23 protein-coding genes are annotated in these 21,554 nt (G+C 70.8%); 16 read left to right on the forward strand and 7 right to left on the reverse strand.

Going from position 1 to position 21,554, the window contains the following annotated elements:
• The first annotated feature begins 24 nt into the window (after window positions 1-24).
• On the forward strand, window positions 25-1,818 hold the full coding sequence (locus V6V89_RS12055; protein ID WP_334619129.1) for a glycoside hydrolase family 3 protein: 1,794 nt from the start codon (window positions 25-27) through the stop codon (window positions 1,816-1,818).
• Here the strand turns inward: V6V89_RS12055 and V6V89_RS12060 are convergent.
• Window positions 1,786-2,946: a hypothetical protein gene (locus V6V89_RS12060; RefSeq protein ID WP_334619130.1), complete on the reverse strand. Its 1,161-nt coding sequence runs from the start codon at window positions 2,944-2,946 to the stop codon at window positions 1,786-1,788. The two genes, V6V89_RS12055 and V6V89_RS12060, sit on opposite strands and share 33 nt — an antisense overlap.
• A 195-nt stretch (window positions 2,947-3,141) precedes the next feature.
• On the opposite strand from V6V89_RS12060, the gene dop reads away from it, so the two are divergent.
• From dop to prcA, 4 genes are all read left to right on the forward strand, one after another.
• The gene (gene dop / locus V6V89_RS12065; protein WP_442935121.1) at window positions 3,142-4,662 is read left to right on the forward strand and encodes a depupylase/deamidase Dop; all 1,521 of its coding nucleotides are present in this window, start codon (window positions 3,142-3,144) and stop codon (window positions 4,660-4,662) included.
• Between the two features lie 67 nt (window positions 4,663-4,729).
• Window positions 4,730-4,945 (forward strand): ubiquitin-like protein Pup, encoded by a 216-nt coding sequence (locus V6V89_RS12070; protein ID WP_334619131.1) that lies wholly within the window; start codon window positions 4,730-4,732, stop codon window positions 4,943-4,945.
• 99 nt (window positions 4,946-5,044) lie between these two features.
• Window positions 5,045-5,887 (forward strand): proteasome subunit beta, encoded by an 843-nt coding sequence (gene prcB / locus V6V89_RS12075; protein WP_334619132.1) that lies wholly within the window; start codon window positions 5,045-5,047, stop codon window positions 5,885-5,887.
• Window positions 5,888-5,922: 35 nt separating this feature from the next.
• The gene (gene prcA / locus V6V89_RS12080; protein WP_334619133.1) at window positions 5,923-6,732 is read left to right on the forward strand and encodes a proteasome subunit alpha; all 810 of its coding nucleotides are present in this window, start codon (window positions 5,923-5,925) and stop codon (window positions 6,730-6,732) included.
• A gap of 282 nt (window positions 6,733-7,014) precedes the next feature.
• On the opposite strand, the gene V6V89_RS12085 is transcribed toward prcA, so the two are convergent.
• Genes V6V89_RS12085 through rfbB form a run of 3 tightly spaced genes read right to left on the reverse strand, consistent with a single transcriptional unit; the run spans window position 7,015 to window position 9,828 of the window.
• Window positions 7,015-8,013, reverse strand: coding sequence for a glycosyltransferase family 2 protein (locus tag V6V89_RS12085; protein WP_334619135.1), 999 nt, complete (start codon window positions 8,011-8,013; stop codon window positions 7,015-7,017).
• Window positions 8,014-8,023: 10 nt separating this feature from the next.
• Window positions 8,024-8,860 (reverse strand): dTDP-4-dehydrorhamnose reductase, encoded by an 837-nt coding sequence (gene rfbD, locus V6V89_RS12090; RefSeq protein WP_334619136.1) that lies wholly within the window; start codon window positions 8,858-8,860, stop codon window positions 8,024-8,026.
• Complete coding sequence (gene rfbB, locus V6V89_RS12095) at window positions 8,857-9,828, reverse strand: dTDP-glucose 4,6-dehydratase (RefSeq protein WP_334619137.1); 972 nt, start codon at window positions 9,826-9,828, stop codon at window positions 8,857-8,859. Before rfbB ends, rfbD begins: the two co-directional genes overlap by 4 nt.
• 54 nt (window positions 9,829-9,882) lie before the next feature.
• Between rfbB and rfbA the strand changes: the two genes are divergently transcribed.
• From rfbA to V6V89_RS12120, 5 genes are all read left to right on the forward strand, one after another.
• Window positions 9,883-10,767: a glucose-1-phosphate thymidylyltransferase RfbA gene (gene rfbA, locus V6V89_RS12100; RefSeq protein WP_334619138.1), complete on the forward strand. Its 885-nt coding sequence runs from the start codon at window positions 9,883-9,885 to the stop codon at window positions 10,765-10,767.
• Window positions 10,768-10,803: 36 nt separating this feature from the next.
• Window positions 10,804-11,412 carry a class I SAM-dependent methyltransferase gene (locus tag V6V89_RS12105; RefSeq protein WP_334619139.1) on the forward strand — a complete coding sequence of 203 codons (609 nt, stop codon included), beginning with the start codon at window positions 10,804-10,806 and terminating at the stop codon, window positions 11,410-11,412.
• Window positions 11,409-12,002: a dTDP-4-dehydrorhamnose 3,5-epimerase family protein gene (locus V6V89_RS12110; protein WP_334619140.1), complete on the forward strand. Its 594-nt coding sequence runs from the start codon at window positions 11,409-11,411 to the stop codon at window positions 12,000-12,002. Before V6V89_RS12105 ends, V6V89_RS12110 begins: the two co-directional genes overlap by 4 nt.
• A gap of 52 nt (window positions 12,003-12,054) precedes the next feature.
• A complete protein-coding gene (gene pafA, locus V6V89_RS12115; protein ID WP_334619141.1) occupies window positions 12,055-13,413 on the forward strand; it encodes a Pup--protein ligase in 1,359 nt (452 codons plus the stop codon).
• A 276-nt stretch (window positions 13,414-13,689) separates the two neighbouring features.
• Entirely contained in the window at window positions 13,690-13,875 is a 186-nt protein-coding gene (locus V6V89_RS12120; RefSeq protein WP_334619142.1) for a hypothetical protein, read from the forward strand.
• Between the two features lie 344 nt (window positions 13,876-14,219).
• On the opposite strand, the gene V6V89_RS12125 is transcribed toward V6V89_RS12120, so the two are convergent.
• The gene (locus V6V89_RS12125; protein ID WP_334619143.1) at window positions 14,220-15,278 is read right to left on the reverse strand and encodes a DUF3866 family protein; all 1,059 of its coding nucleotides are present in this window, start codon (window positions 15,276-15,278) and stop codon (window positions 14,220-14,222) included.
• A gap of 9 nt (window positions 15,279-15,287) precedes the next feature.
• Window positions 15,288-16,214 carry a cation diffusion facilitator family transporter gene (locus tag V6V89_RS12130; protein WP_334619144.1) on the reverse strand — a complete coding sequence of 309 codons (927 nt, stop codon included), beginning with the start codon at window positions 16,212-16,214 and terminating at the stop codon, window positions 15,288-15,290.
• 57 nt (window positions 16,215-16,271) lie between these two features.
• Here V6V89_RS12130 and V6V89_RS12135 point away from each other — a divergent pair, with 57 nt between their 5' ends.
• The 6 genes from V6V89_RS12135 (at window position 16,272) to V6V89_RS12160 (ending at window position 20,663) form a co-directional block, all read left to right on the forward strand.
• Entirely contained in the window at window positions 16,272-17,258 is a 987-nt protein-coding gene (locus tag V6V89_RS12135; protein WP_334619145.1) for a helix-turn-helix transcriptional regulator, read from the forward strand.
• Complete coding sequence (locus V6V89_RS12140) at window positions 17,255-18,214, forward strand: helix-turn-helix transcriptional regulator (RefSeq protein WP_334619146.1); 960 nt, start codon at window positions 17,255-17,257, stop codon at window positions 18,212-18,214. The genes V6V89_RS12135 and V6V89_RS12140 overlap by 4 nt, the downstream gene beginning before the upstream one ends.
• Window positions 18,215-18,217: 3 nt before the next feature.
• The gene (locus V6V89_RS12145) at window positions 18,218-18,466 is read left to right on the forward strand and encodes a hypothetical protein (RefSeq protein WP_265253191.1); all 249 of its coding nucleotides are present in this window, start codon (window positions 18,218-18,220) and stop codon (window positions 18,464-18,466) included.
• 70 nt (window positions 18,467-18,536) lie between these two features.
• On the forward strand, window positions 18,537-18,815 hold the full coding sequence (tatA, locus tag V6V89_RS12150; RefSeq protein WP_334619147.1) for a Sec-independent protein translocase subunit TatA: 279 nt from the start codon (window positions 18,537-18,539) through the stop codon (window positions 18,813-18,815).
• Between the two features lie 14 nt (window positions 18,816-18,829).
• Window positions 18,830-19,762, forward strand: coding sequence for a twin-arginine translocase subunit TatC (gene tatC / locus V6V89_RS12155; RefSeq protein WP_334619148.1), 933 nt, complete (start codon window positions 18,830-18,832; stop codon window positions 19,760-19,762).
• Window position 19,763: 1 nt separating this feature from the next.
• Window positions 19,764-20,663, forward strand: a complete 900-nt coding sequence (locus V6V89_RS12160; protein ID WP_334619150.1) for a YegS/Rv2252/BmrU family lipid kinase — start codon at window positions 19,764-19,766, stop codon at window positions 20,661-20,663.
• 97 nt (window positions 20,664-20,760) lie between these two features.
• Here V6V89_RS12160 and V6V89_RS12165 read toward each other — a convergent pair whose 3' ends face one another.
• Window positions 20,761-21,504 (reverse strand): HAD family hydrolase, encoded by a 744-nt coding sequence (locus V6V89_RS12165; protein ID WP_334619151.1) that lies wholly within the window; start codon window positions 21,502-21,504, stop codon window positions 20,761-20,763.
• Between the last annotated feature and the right edge of the window lie 50 nt (window positions 21,505-21,554).

Consider the following 21,554-nt stretch of genomic DNA (forward strand, 5'->3'; position numbering starts at 1 on the left):
TGCTGCCGCCTAGTATCCGTGCGTATGCGGAAAGTGCTCGTCGGGACTGTCGCGGCCGTCGTTCTCGCCTCGACCGCGACCGCCGTCGCCGTAGCCGCCAGCGGGGACGACAGCGCCACGGAGAGCCCGGCCTACCTGGACGCGTCCCGCCCCGTCGCGGAGCGCGTCGACGATCTGCTGGGCCGGATGAGCCTCGCGGACAAGGTTGGGCAGATGACGCAGGTCGACCGCTCGGCCGTAGCGGACGATCCGAAGGCGCTCGCCGAGTACCGGATCGGGTCGGTGCTGTCCGGTGGCGGGTCGGCCCCACCCAACCCCGAAGCCGAGGGCTGGGCGGACATGTACGACACGTTCCAGCGGGCCGCACTCGGCAGTGAGCGAAAGATCCCGATCATCTACGGCGTGGACGCGGTGCACGGGCACAACAACGTCCGCGGCGCCACGATCTTTCCGCACAACATCGGGCTCGGCGCGACCCGCGACCCGGCCCTGGTGGAGGAGATCGGGCGGGCTACAGCCGACGAGGTCGCCGCCACCGGCCTGGACTGGAACTTCGCGCCCTGCCTCTGTGTGGCCCGCGACGACCGCTGGGGCCGCACGTACGAGTCGTTCGGCGAGGACCCTGAGATCGCGACCGCGATGACTAGCTACATCACCGGCTTGCAGGGCCAGAACGTGCTCGCCACCGCCAAGCACTACATCGGTGACGGCGGGACGACGGGCGGCGACGACCAGGGCGACACGCGACTGAGCGAAGCCGACCTCAAAGCGATCCACCTGCCGCCGTTCGCCGAGGCGGTGCGCAAGGGCGTCGGCTCGGTGATGGTGTCGTTCAGCTCGTGGAACGGCCAGAAGGCCCACGGCCACAAGTATCTGATCACCGATCTGCTCAAGGGCGAGCTGGCGTTCACCGGATTCGTGGTCTCCGACTGGGCGGGCATCGACCAGATCGACGGAGCGCGCGGGTTCACGGCCGAGGAGGTTCGTCAGGGCGTCAACGCCGGCATCGACATGGTGATGGTGCCGGAGGACTACCGGCAGTTCACGCAGCTGCTCACCGCCGAGGTGGAGGCCGGCCGGGTGCCCGTGGAGCGGATCGACGACGCCAACCGCCGCATCCTCGCGAAGAAGTTCGAGCTGGGCCTGTTCGAGCATCCGTACGCGGAACGGGCACCGGTGGGCACACCGGAGCACCGGGCACTGGCGCGGCGGGCCGTGCGGCAGTCGCAGGTGCTGCTCAAGAATGACGGGAACGTCCTGCCGCTCAAGAAGGACAGCCGAATCTTCGTCGCGGGTAAGAACGCCGACGACATCGGCAACCAGAGCGGCGGCTGGACCATGACGTGGCAGGGCAAATCGGGCCCGATCACGCCGGGCACCACGATCCTCGCGGGGATCAGGGAGGTGGCGAAGAACGTCACCTACGACCGTGGCGGGGAGGGCATAGACGGCTCGTACGACGTCGCTGTCGCGGTGGTGGGGGAGACGCCGTACGCCGAGTACGAAGGCGACCGCCCCGGGGGGCTCACCCTCGACCAGGAAGACCTTCAGACGCTGAGCCGTTTGAATAAGGCCGGGATACCCGTCGTCGTGGTCCTCGTATCCGGCCGGCCGCTGGCCGTCCCGGCAAGCCAGGCGCTGCTCGCCGCCTGGTTGCCCGGCACCGAAGGCGGTGGCGTAGCCGACGTGCTCTTCGGCATCGCCAAGCCCACCGGCAAGCTCCCGGTGTCATGGCCGGCCACCAAGGACCAGCAGCCGGTCAACAAAGGGGACGGTAAGCGCCCGCTATTCGCGTACGGTCACGGTCTGAGTTACTAACCGGTCCGCGAATACAGCCGCGGCCACCACCAGCGCGGGCAGCACCGGTATCTCGTACCGGAACATGGTCGTGAACGGCGCCACCAGGAAGATGGCGGCGGCACCGACCCACGCGGACGCCACCAGCCACGGCACCACGGTGCGCCACGCGACCACGCACGCCAGCAGCGACAGCACGATCAGCAGGACCAGCGGCCAGCTGGAGAGCACGATCGTCGCCTCGCGCGCCAACGCGGGCGGGAGGTGCTCCCGGTACCAGGGCATCGCCTCACCCAGCGTGCGCGCCTGTCCCGCCGTCAGGCTCTTGAAGTGGTCGCGGCTGTTCAGCGGTGCGCTCGCCAGCTTGCTCCAGACGGCGCCGCCCACGACGCCGGCCGCGGCCCCCGCGGCCGCGAGGGTCCAGGATCGCCAGCGTTCGCGCTGGCTCAGCATCGCCCAGCACCAGACCGCCGCGACGGTCGCCACCGTGTACGGGGTGATGGTGCGCGTCGTCGCCGTCAGGAACGTGACCGCCGCCAGCCCCACCACCGTCCACTTGGTGGCGGGTTTGCGCCAGGGCAGCAGCAGGAGCATCGCGGTGTGCAGCAGCAGCGCCAGCGAGTCGGTGAGCCCGCCGACGCACCACTTCGCGACGAGCGGCGAGGCCACCGCCAGCACGCTCGCCGCGGTCGCCGCCGGCACCGAGGCGTGCCCCGTCGCGAACCGGTAGATCAGCAGCATCGCCAGCACGAACGCGATCCCGGGTACCACCACGATGCCACCGGGCCCGAACAGCGCCACGAACGGCACGGAGAGCACCGGAAGCAGCATTCTGGGCCGGTAGGCGAGGGTGAACGGTTTCGAGGCCCACAGGTAGTCGTAGGGCTTGAAGGTGCCGTGGTCGCGGATGTAGTCGAGCACGATCCTCTCGGAGCCCGCACGGTCCTCGCCGAGCATCCGGTAGGTATAGATCAGATACCACTGGCTGTCCGGAAAAATCTGGTGCGTCGACGCGTACGTCCAGATCATGGCGGTGGCCGTCGCGGCGAAGACGGCGAGCGCGCCCCACAGCATCGGACTCGGGAGGCGCCGTTGCGGCGCCTCTGGATAAGGCTCCGCCGCAGGCCGCGTCATCGTCAGCTCGCTCACCGTCGCTCCTTGATTGGGTACCGCTACCGCAGCCGCTGCATGATGCCTGGCCCCGGCGAATCCCTGGTGACGTTCGGGCAAGCGTGGGGCGAAGCCTTATTCGTGGGGTGGCTCGCGGCGCGGAGCGTGCCCGGCGGACTACGCTCGACGGGTGGCGCGCGGGGTGCGGCGCCCGGGCAGTGAGGTAGGCGAGGCATGAGTGTTCGGCGGATCATGGGAACCGAGGTCGAGTACGGCATCTCGGTGCCCGGCCAGCCCGGAGCCAACCCGATGGTCACCTCATCGCAGGTGGTCAACGCTTACGGGGCGCGTCCAGAGCTGACGCGCGGCGGTCGGGCCCGGTGGGACTACGAAGAGGAGTCGCCGCTGCGCGACGCTCGCGGGTTCACGTACTCGGGTGCGGCGTACGACCCGGCGGAGGCGCTCGCCGACGAGGATCTCGGCCTGGCCAACGTCATTCTCACCAACGGCGCGCGGCTGTACGTCGACCACGCCCACCCGGAGTACTCGACTCCCGAGGTCACCAACCCGCTCGACCTGGTGCGCTGGGACAAGGCGGGGGAGCGGGTGATGGCCGAGGCGTCCCGCCGTGCGGCGACGATCCCGGGCACGCACCAGATCCACCTGTACAAGAACAACACCGACAACAAGGGCGCCAGCTACGGCTCACACGAGAACTACCTGATGCGCCGGCAGACGCCGTTCGCCGACATCGTCGCGTATCTGACACCGTTCTTCGTGACGCGGCAGATCGTCTGCGGCGCGGGTCGGGTCGGCATCGGGCAAGACGGGTCGCAGCCCGGGTTCCAGATCTCTCAGCGGGCCGACTTCTTCGAGGTCGAGGTGGGCCTGGAGACCACGCTCAAGCGGCCCATCATCAACACCCGCGACGAGCCGCACTCCGACGCCGACAAGTACCGCCGGCTGCACGTCATCATCGGCGACGCCAACCTGTCCGAGATCTCCACGTACCTCAAGGTCGGCACGACCGCGCTGGTGCTCACGATGATCGAGGAGAAGGTGCTCACGCCCGACCTCGGCATCGCCGACCCGGTCTCCGAGCTCAAGGCGGTCAGCCACGACCCGGCCTTGAAGCACCTGATGCGGCTGCGCGACGGTCGCCGCCTCACCGCCCTCGACCTGCAGTGGGCGTACTTCGAGCGGGCCAAGTCCTTTGTGGATGACCGGTACGGCGCCGACGCCGACGAGCCCACCGTCGACGTGCTGTCCCGCTGGGAGGGCATGCTCGACAAGCTCGGTCGCGACCCGATGCTCTGCGCCGACGAGCTCGACTGGGTGGCGAAGCTGCGGCTGCTGGAGGGCTACCGCGAGCGGGAGAAGCTGGGCTGGGCGTCGCACAAGCTGCAGCTCGTCGACCTGCAGTACTCCGACGTGCGCCCCGAGAAGGGCCTCTACCACCGCCTGGTCGCCCGCGGCTCGATGCAGACCCTGCTGCCCGACGAGCAGACCCGCGCCGCCATGGTCGAGCCGCCTGAGGACACCCGCGCGTACTTCCGCGGCCGGTGCCTCGCCCAGTACGCGTCCGAGGTGGTCGCCGCGAGTTGGGACTCGGTCATCTTCGACGTCGGGCGGGAGTCACTCGTCCGGGTGCCGATGATGGAGCCCGAACGCGGCACCCGAAAGCACGTGGGCGCGCTCTTCGACCGGTGCGCCAGCGCGAAGGACCTCCTGGAAGCCATCACCGGCGGGAGCTGAATGTCGCTGCGTTTTCGTCGCACCGGCGAGGTACGTTTTCTGCAAGCGATGTTGAGGAGGGGCACATATGGCTACCCGTGACTCCGGCGGTCAGTCCCAGTCCGGCAAGGCCCGCCGCGACGAGGAAGTCGACGAGGTCGCGCCCGAGGTCGACCCAGAGGTCGCCGAGCGGCACGCGGAGATCACCGAGGACGTCGACGACCTCCTCGACGAGATCGACTCCGTCCTGGAGGAGAACGCGGAAGAGTTCGTCCGAGGCTACGTGCAAAAAGGCGGACAGTGAGCTAAAAGTCCGTTTCTGGACGGCGGGGAGGCCTGCCGTCCAGGCGACGGGCGCCCCGGGTATCTTGCCAAGGCGATCACCTAACCTGAAGGGAACCACGTGGCAGCGGGTTTCGATCCGTCCGGCCGGATACCGGACTTCTTCTCCACCCCGGCGACATCCTCCTTCACGCAGTTCCTGAGCGTCGCGGCGCCCGAGATGCTTCCCGGCCGCCGGCCGCTGCCGCCCGGCTACTCGGCCGAGCTCGCGTCCGCCCACGCCACCACCGTCGTGACCATCGTCTGCGCCGGCGGCGTCGTCATGGCCGGTGACCGGCGCGCCACAGCTGGCAACCTCATCGCCAGCCGCGACATCGAAAAGGTGCACCCCGCCGACCCGTATTCGCTGGTCGGCATGGCCGGCACCGCGGGCGTGGGCATCGAGCTGATCCGGCTTTTCCAGGTCGAGCTCGAGCACTACGAGAAGATCGAGGGCGTCATGCTCTCGCTGGAGGGCAAGGCCAACCGCCTGGCCACCATGATCCGTAACAACCTCGGCGCCGCACTCCAGGGCCTCGCGGTGGTGCCGATCTTCGGCGGCTTCGACCTGGGCGCCACCGACCCGGCCAAGGCCGGACGGATCTGGAGCTTCGACATCGCGGGCGGCATCTACGAAGAGACCGGCTACGACGGCATCGGCTCCGGCTCGCTCTTCGCCAAGTCCGCGCTCAAGAAGCGGTACCGGCCGGGCCTGTCCGTCGACGACGCCATCACGCTGGGCATCGAGGCGCTCTACGACGCCGCCGACGACGACACCGCCACCGGCGGCCCCGACCTGACCCGCAAGATCTATCCGGTGGTGATGACGGCGACAGCCGAGGGCACCCGCCGCCTCACCGACTCCGAGACGGCCACCATCGCCGAGTCCGTCGTCGCCCGCCGCATGGAAAACGTCGGCGGCTGAGCCCGCCCCCCTAGGTCGAAGGAGAGCCGCCCGCCGTGGCCATGCAGTTCTACGCCTCCCCCGAGCAGATCATGCGCGACCGCTCGGAGTACGCCCGCAAGGGCATCGCCCGGGGTCGCAGCGCCGTCGCGCTGACCTACGAGGGCGGGGTGTTGTTCGTCGCCGAAAACCTGACCTCCCTGCGCAAGGTCAGCGAGATCTACGACCGCATCGGGTTCGCCGCCGTCGGGCGCTACAACGAGTTCGAAAACCTCCGCCGGGCCGGCGTGCGCATGGCCGACCTCAACGGATACAGCTACGACCGGCGCGACGTCACCGGGCGGGCCATCGCCAACGCGTACGCCCACGCGCTCGGCGCCATCTTCACCGAGCAGATGAAGGCGTACGAGGTCGAGATCTGCGTCGCCGAGGTGGGCACCACCCCGGAGGCCGACGAGCTCTACCGCATCACGTACGACGGCTCGGTCCAGGACGAGCCGGGCTCGATGGCGATGGGTGGCCAGTCCGAGGCGATCTCCACCGTGCTCAAGGAGGCGCACCAGGGCGACTCGTCGCTCGCCGACGCGGTGAAGCTGGCGGTCAAGGCGCTTGGCAGCGTCGGCGGCGAGGGCGGGGCGGCCCGCACCATCGGCGCCGACCACCTCGAGGTGGCGGTACTCGACCGCCGTCGCAAGGGCCGCACGTTCCGCCGCGTCACGGGGGCAGCCCTGACCGCCCTCCTGGAGCCCGGCTCCACGGCGACCGAGCCCGCCTCGGACGAGAAGTCCGCACCTCCGGCTCCCGCCGAAGACAAGCCCAGCTCGTCGGCTGCCTCAGCCGACCTGGAGGGCAACCCCAACGACTAGCCCCGACTGCACGCCCTTGATCCATAGGGTTGCCCTTGATCGGGGGCGGGCAGCACGGTCCGCACGGGGCGGGGTACGCCCGGCACGGCCTCGTGCGGCGCGGTGTTATGGCCGCCGCCGCGCGGCGATCAAGGGCATTCGTATCGATCAAGGGCAAACGCACGCGGATCTGAGATCAAACCACGTGCGTTTGCCCTTGATCGACGCGCAGAGGGGGTGTCGACGCGCAGAGGGCGGCGGCGTGGAGGGGCGGCGGCGTGGAGGGGGCGGCGGGCGGGGGTGTTAGAGCCAGCGGCGGACCAGGCGCCAGTATGCGGACATGGCCGCGTTCAGTACTGAGACGCCTGGGGGGTTGATCAAAGGGGTGTCGAAGCGGTCGGTCAGGACGCGCATCCAGTCGCGGTCGGGGACGCGGCGTTCGGCCTGGAGCTCGCGCCGGCGCGCCCGGATGTGGGCCCGGTGCTTCCACAGCCACCCGTACCCGCGCAGCTTGTCGCGTAGCCAGCCCTCCTTGAGCGCGAGCAGCATCATCACGCCCTCGAGCGCCAGCAGCGGCCCTCCGAGCAGCAGCAACGCCCGCCCACCCCACACGGTGGTCACGAACATCAGCCTGTTTCGCTCGATGAGGTAGAACTTGAAGCTGACCTTGCTGAACTCGTACCCGTGCAGCGCCACCGCGTCGGGCACGTTGACGACGCGCAGGCCCATCCGCCAGGTGCGGATGGAGATCTCGGCGTCCTCGACGTACGCGAAGTAGTGCGGGTCGAAGCCGCCCAGCCGCTCCCAGTGCGCGCGCCGGGTCAGGATGAACGCGCCCATCGCGCCGGCGGTCTCGGTGGGCCCGCTGCGGGTGTCGCGTTCACGGAACCCGCCGACCCAGCTCACCCCGAGCACGTGGATCTCGTTGCCGCGCGAGTTGAGCAGGTCGGGCTCGTCAGCGAGGCGTACCGCGCCGGCCGCGATGCCGACTGTCGGGTCGTCGAGCTCCTCGACGAGGCGGGCCAGAGCGGTGGGCTCGACGATCGCGTCGCCGTTGACCAGCGCGAGAAACTCGCCGGTGGCCGCCGCGGCGCCCGTGTTGCAGCCGGCGGAGAAGCCGGTGTTCTCACCGGTGCCGGCCACGACGACGCCGGGGAGCGTGGAAAGGTACGGCAGGTCGGGGTTGGTGCAGCCGTTGTCGACGAGCACCACCTCGACGTCGACCTTGACGGACGCCAGGAGCGCCTCGACGCACCGGCGCAGCAGCGGCTCGGTGCGCCACGCCAGGACGACGGCGCTCACGCGAGGGAGATCAGACACGGCCGGCTCCCAGGTACGACGTCAGCATCGCCTTCCAGTCTGTCATCGGCGGCAGCCCCGCGAGTGACCACCGCGCGTGTCCGAGCACGCTGTACGCGGGCCGGGGCGCCGGACGGGGGTACTTGTCGCTGGTGGTGGGGCGAATCCGGTCGGGGTCGAGGCCGCTGAGCTCGAACACCGCCCGCGCCAGCCCGTACCAGGTCGTCTCGCCGCTCGCGGTGCCGTGGTAGACCCCGGGAGGGGCGTCCTGGAGGCCGAGCTCCACCAATCGGGAAGCGAGCGCGTACGACCACGTGGGCTGCCCGCGCTGGTCGTCAACCACGTCGAGGTGCTCGCGCTCGCCGGCCAGCCGGAGCATGGTCGACACGAAGTTGCGCCCGTGCGCCCCGTACAGCCACGCCGTCCGCACCACGTACCCGCCGCCAGCCAGCACGGCCCGCTCGCCGGCCAGCTTGCTCCGCCCGTACGCGTTGATCGGGTCGGTGGGCCCGTCCTCCGGGTACGGCGAGGTCGCGGTGCCGGGGAACACGTAGTCCGTCGAGACGTGAACCAGGCGCGCACCAGACGCCGCGCAGGCGTTGGCCAGGTGGGCGACCCCGCCGCCGTTCACGGCGGTCGCTTCGGCCTCGCGGGCCTCGGCGCCGTCGACGTCGGTCCAGGCCGCGGCGTTGAGCACGACGTCGTGGCCCGCCACGGCATCTCGCACGGCACCGGCGTCGGTGACGTCGAGCTCAGCCCGGGTGAGGGCAGTGATCTTGGCATCCGCCAGTACTGCGAGCAGGTCCTGCCCGAGCATCCCGCCGGCACCCGTGACGAGGAAGCGTGTCATCGCTTCAGCGGCTCCCACCAGGCGCGGTTGTCGCGGTACCACTGGACCGTGCGCTCAAGACCGGTCTCCAGGTCGATGCTGGGGGCGTACCCGAGCTCCTGGCTGATCTTGGTGATGTCGAGGCTGTAGCGGCGGTCGTGGCCCTTGCGGTCGGTGACCGGGGTGACCCTGTCCCAGCCGGCGCCGCAGGCGGCGAGCAACTTGCCGGTGAGCTCGGAGTTGGTGAGCTCGGTGCCGCCGCCGATGTGGTAGACCTCGCCCGGCCGGCCCTTGTCCTGCACGAGCGCGATGCCGCGGCAGTGGTCGTGCACGTGCAGCCAGTCGCGGATGTTGCCACCGTCGCCGTACAGCGGCACCGTGCCGCCGTCGAGCAGGTTGGTGACGAACAGCGGGATGACCTTCTCGGGGAACTGGTTGTGCCCGTAGTTGTTGGAGCACCGCGTCACCACGACGTCCATGCCGTGGGTGCGGAAGTACGCCAGGGCGAGCAGGTCGGAGCCGGCCTTGGAGGCGGAGTACGGGGAGTTGGGCGCGAGCGGCCAGTCTTCGGTCCAGGAGCCGTGCTCGATCGAGCCGTAAACCTCGTCGGTCGACACGTGCACGAACCGCCCGGTGCCGTGCCGGAGCGCGGCGTCGAGCAGTGTCTGGGTACCCAGGACGTTTGTCGTGACGAACGGCGCCGCGCCCTCGATGGACCGGTCGACGTGCGACTCGGCGGCGAAGTGCACGATCACGTCGTGGCCGGCGACGGCCTGGTCGACGACGGCGGCATCGCAGATGTCGCCGTGCACGAACGTCAGGCGCGGGTCGTCGCGCACCGGGTCCAGATTGGCCAGATTGCCCGAGTAGGTGAGCTTGTCGAGCACGGTGACCGCGGCGGGCGCGGCGACGGGGAGGCTGCCGCGAAGCAGCTCCCGGACGTACTCGGAACCGATGAAGCCGGCACCGCCGGTGACGAGGACCCTCACGGGTCACGGAGTCTACGCGAGTGGCGCTGGTAACCGGCGGCTAAGGTACTGCTGGTGCGCGGAATCCTTCTCGCCGGCGGCACCGGCTCACGGCTCTGGCCCATCACCCGGGCGGTCTCGAAGCAGCTCATGCCAGTCTTCGACAAGCCGATGGTGTACTACCCGCTGTCTACGCTGATCATGGCCGGGATCCGCGAGATCCTGATCATCACCACGCCGGACGACCAGGCCCAGTTCCAGCGGCTGCTCGGCGACGGCTCGCAGTGGGGACTCCGGCTGGAGTACGCCGCGCAGCCGAGGCCGGAGGGGATCGCACAGGCCTTCCTCATCGGCGAGGAGTTCCTGGCCGGTGAGGCGGCGGCGCTGATCCTGGGCGACAACATCTTCCACGGCGTCGGCCTGGGCCAGCAGCTGGCCGAGAACGCCGACCCGACAGGCGGCCGCGTCTTCGCGTACCCGGTGGCCAACCCCGAGGCGTACGGCGTGGTGGAGTTCGACGGCGACGGCAAGGTGCTGTCGATCGAGGAGAAGCCGGAGCGGCCCAAGTCCCGGTACGTGGTACCCGGCCTGTACTTCTACGACCACCGCGTGGTCGACATCGCCCGGCAGCTCAAGCCCAGCGACCGCGGCGAGCTGGAGATCACGGCAGTCAACGAGGCGTACCTGGGCCTCGGAGAGCTGTCCGTGACCGTGCTCGACCGGGGCACCGCGTGGCTCGACACGGGCACGTTCACGTCGCTGATGCAGGCGGCCGAATTCGTTCGGGTGATCGAGGAGCGGCAGGGTCTCAAAATCGGCTGTGTCGAAGAGGTGGCCTGGCGCGCCGGCTTCCTCGACGAGGCGCGCCTGCGTGACCTGGCGGTTCCTTTGACGAAGAGCGGGTACGGTGACTATCTGTTGGCGCTACTCGACCACGAGGCGACCGCTGAGCGCGGCTAGTTGCGGCTGATCGTCCTGTTTGAAAGGCTACCCGCCGTGCGTGAGACCGACCGCGAATCGAAGCCCGGCACCGACGGTGTCGACTACACCGACCGCCTACAGCGCGTAACCGGAGCCCGTTGGAAGCAGGTGCTGGACGTCCAGCGCCCCTACCGGTGGAACATCCGACGGCTCAACCTCGGCCGCACCCTCGACGTCGGCTGCGGCCTCGGGCGCAACCTGGCGCACCTGGGCGGCAACGGGGTCGGCGTCGACCACAACCCCACGTCGATCGCGGTGGCGCGGGCCCAGGGCCTCGAGGCGTACACCACCGAGGAGTTCTTCTCCACCGAGCGCGGCGCCACGTTCGACTCGATGCTCGCGGCGCACCTGCTGGAGCACATGCCCGAAGACGACGCCCGCAAGGTGATCGAGTCATACCTGCCGTGCGTCAAGCCGGGCGGCACGGCCGTGTTCATCACCCCGCAGGAGCGCGGCTACGCCAGCGACGCCACCCATGTCCGCTTCGTCGGCTTCGCCGAGGCCGCGTCCATGTGCCGCGACCTGGGCATGACGGTGATCAAGCAGTACTCGTTCCCGTTCCCGCGGTTCATGGGCAAGATCTTCACGTACAACGAGTTCGTCACCGTGGCGCGCCTGCCGTGAAGATCCGTCAGCTCGGCATCGAGGGGGCGTGGGAGATCACGCCCCAGCAGCACGGCGACCCGCGCGGCCTCTTCCTGGAGTGGTACCGCGCCGACAAGCTCGTCGAGGCCGTCGGCCACCCGCTCGACCTCGCCCAGGCCAACATGTCGGTATCGGCGCGCGGCGTCGTGCGCGGCATCCACTTCGCCGACACGCCGCCCGGCCAGGCCAAGTACGTCACCTGCCCGCGCGGCGCGGTCGTCGACGTGATCGTCGACCTGCGCGTCGGCTCGCCGACCTTCGGGCGCTGGGAGGCGGTGCGCCTCGACGACGTCGACCGCAAGGCCGTCTACATCGCCGAGGGCCTCGGGCACGGCTTCTGCGCGCTCACCGACGACGCCACGCTGACGTACCTGTGCTCCACCACCTACAACCCGGCCGCCGAGCACACCGTCCACCCGCTCTCGCTCGGCATCGACTGGCCGGCCTCCGAGCCGCTGCTGTCCGCGCGCGACGCGGCGGCGCCGCCGCTATCGGAAGCCTCGGAGTCGCTCCCTCGGTACGAGGCGTGTCTGGAGCACTATGAAAACCTGCGCGTGGCGCCTGCCTGAAACATTGCGGCGGGAGTGACGGTTAGAGGCCCGCGACGGCTAATGTCTGTTCATGGAACGGCGAATCTTCGGGCTTGAGACCGAGTACGGCGTCACCTGCACGTACCGAGGCCAACGGCGGCTGTCTCCCGACGAGGTGGCTCGCTACCTGTTCCGCCGCGTGGTGTCCTGGGGGCGGTCCAGCAACGTCTTCCTCCGCAACGGCGCCCGGCTGTATCTCGACGTGGGCTCGCACCCCGAGTACGCCACACCGGAGTGCGACTCGGTGGCCGACCTCGTGGCGCACGACCGCGCCGGCGAGCGCATCCTGGAAGGGCTGCTCGTCGACGCCGAAAAGCGCCTGCACGACGAGGGGATCGCGGGTGAGATCTACCTGTTCAAGAACAACACCGACTCGGCTGGCAACTCGTACGGCTGCCACGAGAACTACCTGGTCTCGCGGCACGGCGAGTTCGGCCGGCTCGCGGACGTCCTGATTCCCTTCCTCGTCACCCGCCAGCTCATCTGCGGCGCGGGCAAGGTGCTGCAGACACCGCGCGGCGCCGTGTACTGCCTGTCGCAGCGCGCCGAGCACATCTGGGAAGGCGTCTCGTCCGCCACCACCCGCAGCCGCCCCATCATCAACACGCGGGACGAGCCGCACGCCGACGCCGAGCGGTACCGCCGCCTGCACGTCATCGTCGGCGACTCCAACATGAACGAGGTCACCACCCTCCTCAAGGTGGGCACCGCCGACATCGTGCTCCGCATGATCGAGGCGGGCGTGGTGATGCGCGACCTGTCGCTGGAAAACCCGATCCGGGCGATCCGTGAGGTCTCGCACGACGTCACCGGCCGGCGCAAGGTGCGGCTCGCCTCCAACAAGGAGGTCAGCGCCCTGGAGATCCAGCAGGAGTACCTGGCGAAGGCCACCGAGTTCGTCGAGCGGCGCGGCGGCGACCAGATCGCCAAGCGGGTCGTCGAGTTGTGGGGCCGGGTGCTGCGCGCCGTCGAGACCGGCGACCTGGAGCCGGTGTCCCGCGAGATCGACTGGGTCACCAAGCTCAAGCTCATCGAGCGGTACCAGGAAAAGCACGACCTGCCGCTGTCACACCCGCGGATCGCGCAGATGGACCTCGCCTACCACGACCTGCGGCGAGGCCGCGGCCTGTACGGGCTGATGGAGCGGCGCGGCCAGGTCGACCGCATAGCCACCGACCTGGAGATCTTCGAGGCGAAGGAGACGCCGCCGCAGACGACCCGGGCACGGCTGCGCGGCGAGTTCATCCGGCACGCCCAGGAGAAGCGCCGCGACTTCACCGTCGACTGGGTCCACCTGAAGCTCAACGACCAGGCCCAACGCACCGTCCTGTGCAAAGACCCCTTCCGCGCCTACGACGAGCGCGTAGAGCGCCTGATCGCGAGCATGTAGCGCGCGGCCCCGGCGGCGCCGCTCGCGCCGTGCCCATGGCGCGGCGTTCCCACGGCGCGGCGTTCCCACGGCGTGGCGTGCCCACGGCGTGGCGTGCCGTGGGCACGTGGCTTTCGTCGATCAAGGGCGAATGCACGTGGTTGGATCTCTTTTCCACGTGCGTTTGCCCTTGATCCATGCAGATCTCCTTGATCGGCGGGAGCGGGCCCAGGGAGTCTGCCGGGTCCGGCGACCGCCGCGAGGCGGCGTCCGCCGGCGGAGTACGCTCGCCCTGCCATGAGTGACTCGTTCGGACAGGGCAGCGGCGACCAGCCGCGCGGCTGGTACCAGAAGCGCCGCGACAAGATAGCCGCCGAGATCGCCCGCAACCGTCGCGGCGAGTACACCGTGCCCACCTGGGTGCTCGCGGCCACGCTCGGCCTTTTCGTGGCCGCCTGGGTCGCCCTGATCATCCTCAGCTAGCGGTCCCCGATGTCGCGGCGCCTAGCCCGCGCGGACCGGCTGCGGCCGTGTGCACCGCCTACGCCGCCGGGCGGGCGGTGCCGTCGATCAAGGAAGATCGCATCGATCAAGGGCGAACGCACGCGGAAAAGAGATCCAACCACGTGCATTCGCCCTTGATCGACGGGAGAGGCCGCCGGCCGCGCGGCCATCGGCGCGCCGCGGCGCCCAGGGGCCGCGGGGGCGCGGCGCTTCCCCGGCGCGTCCTGACGCGGGGCGTGGCGGTTACGCGGCGGCGCGCGGCGGCGGCAGTGGCGGCTACGCGGCGGCGGCAGTGGCGGCTACGCGGGTGGCGGTCAGCGTGGCTACGCGAGTAGCGAGGCCGCGTAGCGGCCAGCGGCCGCCGCCGCCAGGAAGTACTCGCGGTCCTCGGACAGCCCGCGCCCCATGGTCGACAGCCGCACTGGTGACGCCCGCAGCGCCTCCTCCAGCCCGTCCACCGGCACCGACACCAGCCGATGCCGCGCCGCCAACGGCTCCAGCACGTCGCCCACGAGATCTTCGACCCCGACAGGAATCACGAGGTCGGCCGGCGCCAGTGCCACCCGCCCGTACGCCGTCAGGCTGTGGTGGGACACCCCCCGGTGCCGCGCCCGCGGGTCGGCCGCCGAGATGCGCAGTGAGCCCACCGGCCGCCCACCCACCGCCGCGACCGCGTTGACCGCCTCGCCCACCGCCACCCCGGAGAACCCCCACGTCGTACCCGTGCCAAGGTTGCCCGGCCCTTGCGCCACCACGGTGACGTCCGCGCCGAGCACGTGCCGCGCCGCGAGCAGTCCACTGTGCACAGTGGTGGCCTCCAGATCGCCGCCGAACGCCTGCCCCACCGTCACCGTGCCCGCGAGCGTCCCGCGCAGCCCGGCGAGCGTCCGGGAGAACCAGGCGGGCAGCGCCCCGCCGTCCGTCATCACGTACGCGACCCGCGCGGCCGGCGCGTCGCACAGCACCCCGGCCAGGATCGCGGGCAGCGCCGAGTGCAGGTCGGCGGTCACGACCGGCATCCCGGCCACCTGCGATGCGGAGGCGAGTACAGCGTGGTGCGGTGACGACGGCTCGTCCACGCCCAGCATGATCGCTTGCAACGGCGTGTACCGCGCCTTCACCAGGTGCCCCGCGTCCCGGGTGGTGCCGTCGTCGGGAGGGTCGGGCGGCAGCCGGTCGGGCAGCGCCACCACGAGGGCGTAGCCACCCGTGCCCAGCCCCATCAGCTGCGCACCGACGTTCAGCAGCACCCGGTCGCCGACGGCGGGCGTGCCCACCAGCAGCGGATAGGCCAGCGCACGCACGTCGCCTACAAAGACCTCGATGGCGCCGTGCCACGACCGGCCCACAGACGACACGACCCCAGACCGCCACCTGATCACGGGCAACACCTAACCACGCCGCCGGGTCGGGTCGAGAAAGACGTACCGGATACCGGGGTACCGCTCGACGAGCCGCCGCTCGGCCTCGTCGGCCGCGGCCTCGATGTCGGCGCCGGTCGCGTCGTCGGCGAAGTCCACCTTGGCGGCGACGAGCACGTCGTTGGGGCCGAGTTGCATGGTGAGCAGCGTGTCGACCCGGTCGACGGCGGGCAGGGACGCGAGATCAGCCTCCAGGAGGCCCCGTAGACGCTGCGGCACCGCCCGCCCCACCAGCAGCGACACGTTGCTGCGAGCCAGGATCGCGGCCACCACGAGCAGCAGCAGCCCGATCGCGATCGACGCGAGCCCATCCCACAGCTCGTCGCCGGTGTACTGCGCCAGCCCCACGCCCGTGGCCGCCAGCAGCAGGCCGATCAGCGCCGCGCTGTCCTCCAGGAACACCGCCTTCACCGCCGTGTCCGGCGTCAGCCGCAGGAACCGCCGCGGCGTCGTGTCCCAGCGCCGGGCCGATCCGCGCACCTGCCGCACGGCCCGCGCCAGCGACACCGACTCGATCGCGAACGACACCGCCAGCACCACGTACGAGACCAGGTAGTCACCGCTGTGCTCGCCGGTGCGGATGGTGTGCACGCCGTGCGTGATCGAGAACCCGGCACCCGCCACGAACGTGAACAGCGCCGCGATGAACGCCCACACCCAGTTTTCCTTGCCGTACCCGAACGGGTGAACCGAGTCGGCGGGCCGGCCGCCGCGCCGCAGCGCGGTATACAGCAGAACCTCGGTCGTGGTGTCCGCGACCGAGTGGGCGGCCTCGGAGAGCATCGCCGCGGAACCTGAGATCAGGCCGGCTACGGCCTTGGCGACGGCGATCGCGAGATTGGCCAACCCCGCTACGATGACCGTTCCGACACTCTCCGTGTTATTCGGTTCCGCCACGCGCCGAGCGTACGGCCGGTCCCGTACATATGCGCGAACCGGACTAGAGTCGAAGGCGTGTCGCGCACTCGCACGGAGCGGCTGGTCAACCTCGTGATCTGCCTACTGTCGACGCGGCGGTTCCTGACCGCCGCGCAGATCGCCGCGACCGTTCCCGGTTACGAACACGACCCTGACGACCCGCGTGACCACGAAGCGTTCCAGCGCAAGTTCGAGCGCGACAAGGCCGAGCTTCGTGAGCTGGGCGTGCCGCTCTCGACCGGCACCGCGAGCGCTTTCGACGTCGAGCCGGGCTACCGGATCGACGCCCGCGAGTACGCGCTGCCCGACATCCCCCTTGAGCCGGACGAGGCCGCCGCCGTGGGCATCGCCGCGCGCCTGTGGCGGCACGCGGGCCTGGCCGCGGCGGCGTCGTCGGGCCTGGCCAAGCTGCGCGCCGCCGGCATCGACGTCGACCCGCAAGCGACGCTCGGCGTCGAGCCGGTGGTCACCGTCGACCCCGCGTTCGCGCCGCTCACGGCCGCCGCGCGCGACCGGCGCGCGGTCACTTTCGCCTATCGGGTACCGGAGAAGGACGCGCCGTCGACCCGGCGGTTGCAGCCGTGGGGTGCGGTCTGCTGGCGCGGCCGGTGGTACGTGGTGGGTCACGACCTCGACCGCGAGGCGACCCGCTGCTTCCGGCTCTCCCGCATCGTCGGCGCGGTCAAGGCCACCGGCAAGCCCGGCGCCTTCGAGCCGCCCACCGGTGTCGACCTGATCAGCCACGTCGCTCGCTGGTCCGGCCCCCTGGAGCACAACGGCCGGGCCACCGTGCTGGCGCGCCCGGGGCGGGCCGCCGGCCTGCGCCGGTGGGCCAAGGAGACGGTTCCCGGCCCCGACGGCGACCGCCTCGTGCTGGCGTACGCCGACGCCGAGGGCTTCGCCGGCCACCTGGTCGGCTACGGCGCGGACGTGCGCGTGATCGACCCGCCCGAGGTGCGCGAGATGGTCATCCAGCGGCTCAAGGAGATCGCCACCCGGCACGAGGTGGCGGCGCGGCTGTGACCTCTCCGACGCGGCCTCCGCGCACATCGGCTGACCGCCTGGCCCGGCTGCTCCACCTGGTGCCATACCTGCTGGCCCGGCCCGGCATCGAGATCACCGAGGCGGCGGCCGACCTCGACGTGACCGAAAAGCAGCTCCGGGAAGACCTGGAGCTGCTGTGGGTGTGCGGGCTGCCCGGATACGGTCCGGGTGACCTGATCGACATGGCGTTCGACGGTGACCGGGTCACGATCACGTACGACGCCGGCATCGACCGGCCGCTGCGCCTGACGCCCGACGAGGCGCTGGCGCTGGTGGTGGCGCTGCGGATGCTGGCCGAGACGCCCGGCATGGCCAACCGCGACGCGATCGAGCGGGCGCTCGCCAAGATCGAGAGCGCGGCCGGCGACCGGATCGGCGCGCCGGTGGAGGTGCGCCTGCCGGGCAACGCCGACAGGCTCGCCGGCATCCGCGACGCCGTCGAGCGCGGGCGCGCGCTGCGCATCACCTACTACACCGCCACGCGCGACGAGACCACCGAGCGGGTCGTCGACCCGATGCGGGTACTGATGGTGGGTGGCCGCGGCTACCTGGAGGCGTGGTGCCGGCGGGCCGAGGCGGTGCGGCTGTTCCGCGTCGACCGCATCGACGCCCTCGACGAGCTCGACGAGGCGTCCCAGCCGCCCGCCGAGGCCCAGCCGCACGACGTCAGCGACGGCGTCTTCCACCCGGGCCCCGAGCTGCCCCTGGTCACGCTGCGGGTCGGGCGGGGCGCCCGCTGGATCACCGAGTACTACCCGTGCGAGTCGGTGCGCGCCGACGGCGAGGAGTGGCTGGTCTCACTGCGGGTCAGCGACCTGCCGTGGGCCCGCCGGTTCGTGCTGGGGCTGGGGCCCGACGCCACCGTGGTCGCCCCGCTGGAGCTCGTCGAGCAGGTGCGCGAGCAAGCCGCGGCCGCGCTCAACCAGTACAGTTAGCCCGTGGTGACGTGGATCGCATGGGGCCTGGTGCTGCTGGGCCTGGTGGTGCTGGTGCTGGCGGTGTTGCCGGTGATCGGCCGGCTGGGGCGGCTGCGCCGGGCGGCGCTGAAGATGCAGCGCCAGCAGGCCCGCGTCGAGTCGCTCCAGGGTGCCGCGCTGAGCCTTCAGGAGCGCGTCGAGCCACTGCTTTCGCAGGTCGAGACGGCGCAGCGCCGGCTGGCAGTCATCCAGGCAAAACGCGGGCGTTGACGGTTCGTCCGGCAACACACGTACGATAGCCTCGTCACTCCTCACCGACGATCAGCAACTGGAGTTTCCCATGGGCGCCCTCAAGCCATGGCACATCGCCGTACTCGTGGTTGTGCTGATTCTGCTCTTCGGCGCGAAGCGGCTTCCCGGCGCGGCGCGCTCGCTCGGCCAGTCGCTGCGAATCATCAAGGCAGAGACGAAGACGCTGACCGACGACGACCGCGACCTCGCCGAGAAGGCCGACGCGCAGCACGGCCGTCAGCCGCTGCCTCCGTCGGCGCAGCAGGCACAGCAGCAGCCCCCCGCCGCGCCGGTCGTTGACCCGGTGCAGCGCGCTCGCGACAACTGACCCGGGGGTTCCCGGTGGCCTTCGGCCTCAAGCGGCGCGGCCCCACGAACTTCGAACGCGCCGCAGACGGCTCGATGACCCTCGTCGAGCACATCCGCGAGCTGCGTACGCGGCTCTTCCGCGCCTCCGTGGCGATCCTGGTCGGTTTTGTGGTCGGCTATGCGATCTCGCAATGGGTCTTCGATCTCCTGCAGCAGCCGTACTGTGACCTGCCGAAGATCAGGACCGAAGACGGCACGTGCCCGATGACCCAGCTCGGTCCCGCCGATGGCTTCCTCGTGCGACTCAAGATCTCACTCTGGGTCGGGCTGATCCTCGCCGGGCCGGTATGGCTGTACCAGCTCTGGGCGTTTGTCGCGCCCGGGTTGCACCGGCACGAGCGCCGCTACGCCTACGTCTTCGTCGGCATCGCGGCGCCGCTGTTCGCCGCCGGGGCGGTGCTGGCGTACTTCGTGGTGTCGAAGGGACTGGAGTTCCTGCTCAGCTCGGGTGTCACCGGGCTGGAGAGCCAGCTCGAGGTCACGCGGTACATCTCGTTCGTCACCAACCTGATCCTGATATTCGGGGTGGCGTTCGAGTTCCCGCTGCTGATCCTGATGCTCAACTTCGTGGGCATCGCGAGCGGCAAGCGGCTGCTCAGCTGGTGGCGGGCGGCCGTCTTCGTGTTCTTCGCCTTCTCCGCGATCGTGACGCCGACGCCCGACCCGTTCGGCATGACCGCCCTCGCGCTCTGCCTCACGGCGATGTACTTCGTCGCCGTCGGCGTGGCGTTCCTCAACGACCGCCGCCGCGCGAAGCGCGACAACCAGTACACGGGCCTCAGCGACGACGAGGCGTCGCCGCTGGACGCCTTCGAGCCGGTCGACGAGCCAGAGCCGCTGGAGCCCGTCGCGCCGCTGCCGCCGCCCCAGGTGATCGAGTCCCGCCGCTACGACGAGAGCACCTGAGTTGGACAACACGGCACCGCTCGCGGTGCTGACCAACCCGGGCGCCGGGCGGGGCCGCTTCCACGATGTCGCACAAGCCGTGCTGGACCGGCTCGCCGAGTCGGGCCGGCCGATCCGGCTGCTCGATGCCAGTACCCGAGAAGAAGCCCAAGCGGCGTGCCACACCGCGGTCGCCGACGGCGCGGCCGCGCTCGTGGCGGTGGGCGGCGACGGCACCGTCCACCTGGCGCTGCAGGCGGTGGCCGGTACCGACGTGCTCTTCGGCGCGGTGCCGGCCGGCACCGGCAACGACTTCGCGGCGGCGACCGGCGTCCCCGCCGAGCCGCTCGCGGCCGCCGCGGCCATCGCCGACGCGGTCAAGGCGGCCCGCACCCGCCCGGTCGACCTGGCGATGGTCACGTCGCCCGGTGGCGAGGCGTACTGGTACGGCTCGGTGCTGGCGGCCGGGTTCGACGCGGTCGTCAACGAGCGTGCCAACCGGATGCGCTGGCCGCGCGGCCCGCGCCGGTACGACCTGGCGATCCTCGTCGAGCTCGTGCGGCTCAAGGCCCGCCGGTACGTGCTGCGGCTCGACGGTGAGGAGCGGCGGCTCGACGCGGTGTTGCTCGCGGTGGGCAACTGCCCGAGCTACGGCGGCGGCATCCGCATCTGCCCGACCGCCGACCCGACCGACGGCCTGCTCGACGTCGTCTACGCCGACGTCGACCGGCTGACCCTGGTCCGGCTGAAGCCCAAGACCTACGAGGGCACCCACATCGACCACCCCTTGGTCCACACGGCGCGCGCCCGCGTGGTCGAGATCGAGGCCGAGGGCATCACGACCTACGTGGACGGCGAGCGCTGTCTCAGCCTCCCGGTGAGGGTCGAGGCCGTCCCGGCCGCGATCCGCCTCCTGGGCTGACACCGCTGCGCGTACCCGGCTCCTGTTTTCCGCCGATAACGTGCGTCGGCGTCGCCGACGTTGCTTGCCAAGATCGACCGGGGTGCGGCATGACGCGCTAGGCCGGTGGTTTGGCGGCGGCTAGGTCGAGGACGGCGGTCAGGCCGTTGGCGCGGCCCGGGTCGGCCGCCGGCAGCACCAGGGCCGCGCACCCCGCCTTCACCGCGCCCGCGTCCGCGGGCGTGTCGCCGACCATCAGCGTCCGCTCCGGGTCTACGCGCAGCGCCGCGCAGGCCCGCATGAAGATCGCCGGGTCGGGCTTGCAGCGCCCCACCTCGTACGACAGCACGTATGCGTCGACGTACTCGCTCAGCTCCCACGCCTCGAACAGCGGCCGAATGTCGAAGCCGACGTTGCTGACCACGGCGACCGGCACGCCGGCCTGGTGCAGCGCGACGAGCGTGGCCAGCGTGTCGGTGTAGAGAACCCAACCGTCCGGGCGCAGCAGCCGGTCGTAAAGGGCCTCCTCGAACCCGTCGAAGCCTGCGTTGACGGTCGCCGCCAACCCCAGGTAGGCGGCCCGGTGCGCGTGCTCGTACAGGTCGCGGTCGGCGAACACCTCGGCCAGGTGCGGCGGCACCCGGTGCGGCAGCGGCCCGCCGGGACGGCCGGCGGTGACGAGACGGTCGGCGAGCACGGTGGCGCGACCGCGGTCGAGCGCCACCCCGCAGGCCTGCGCCGCGGCGGTCACCCAGGACACCGGGTCTTCGACCTGGGCGAGTGTGCCGTGGAAGTCGAAGAGCACGGCCTCGACCGGGCGCCGCTGTGGTGGTGGGCTGAGCGATTCGGCATGGTCCGGCACGTTCGTGACCCTATCGAGCGGCTCGCCGGGGCTTGCCGGGGGACACGCTA

This window comes from Micromonospora sp. CPCC 206061 (genome assembly GCF_036906915.1).
GTDB lineage: Bacteria > Actinomycetota > Actinomycetes > Mycobacteriales > Micromonosporaceae > Phytohabitans.

What these genes read in the sequence shown, in the direction of transcription:
- pafA (WP_334619141.1), top strand. Translation starts at nt 12,055, where the DNA reads ATGGAACGGCGAATCTTCGGGCTTGAGACCGAGTACGGCGTCACCTGC.
- V6V89_RS12055 (WP_334619129.1), top strand. Translation starts at nt 25, where the DNA reads ATGCGGAAAGTGCTCGTCGGGACTGTCGCGGCCGTCGTTCTCGCCTCG.
- V6V89_RS12120 (WP_334619142.1), top strand. Translation starts at nt 13,690, where the DNA reads ATGAGTGACTCGTTCGGACAGGGCAGCGGCGACCAGCCGCGCGGCTGG.
- dop (WP_442935121.1), top strand. Translation starts at nt 3,142, where the DNA reads ATGAGTGTTCGGCGGATCATGGGAACCGAGGTCGAGTACGGCATCTCG.
- V6V89_RS12070 (WP_334619131.1), top strand. Translation starts at nt 4,730, where the DNA reads ATGGCTACCCGTGACTCCGGCGGTCAGTCCCAGTCCGGCAAGGCCCGC.
- tatA (WP_334619147.1), top strand. Translation starts at nt 18,537, where the DNA reads ATGGGCGCCCTCAAGCCATGGCACATCGCCGTACTCGTGGTTGTGCTG.
- rfbD (WP_334619136.1), bottom strand. Translation starts at nt 8,860, where the DNA reads ATGACACGCTTCCTCGTCACGGGTGCCGGCGGGATGCTCGGGCAGGAC.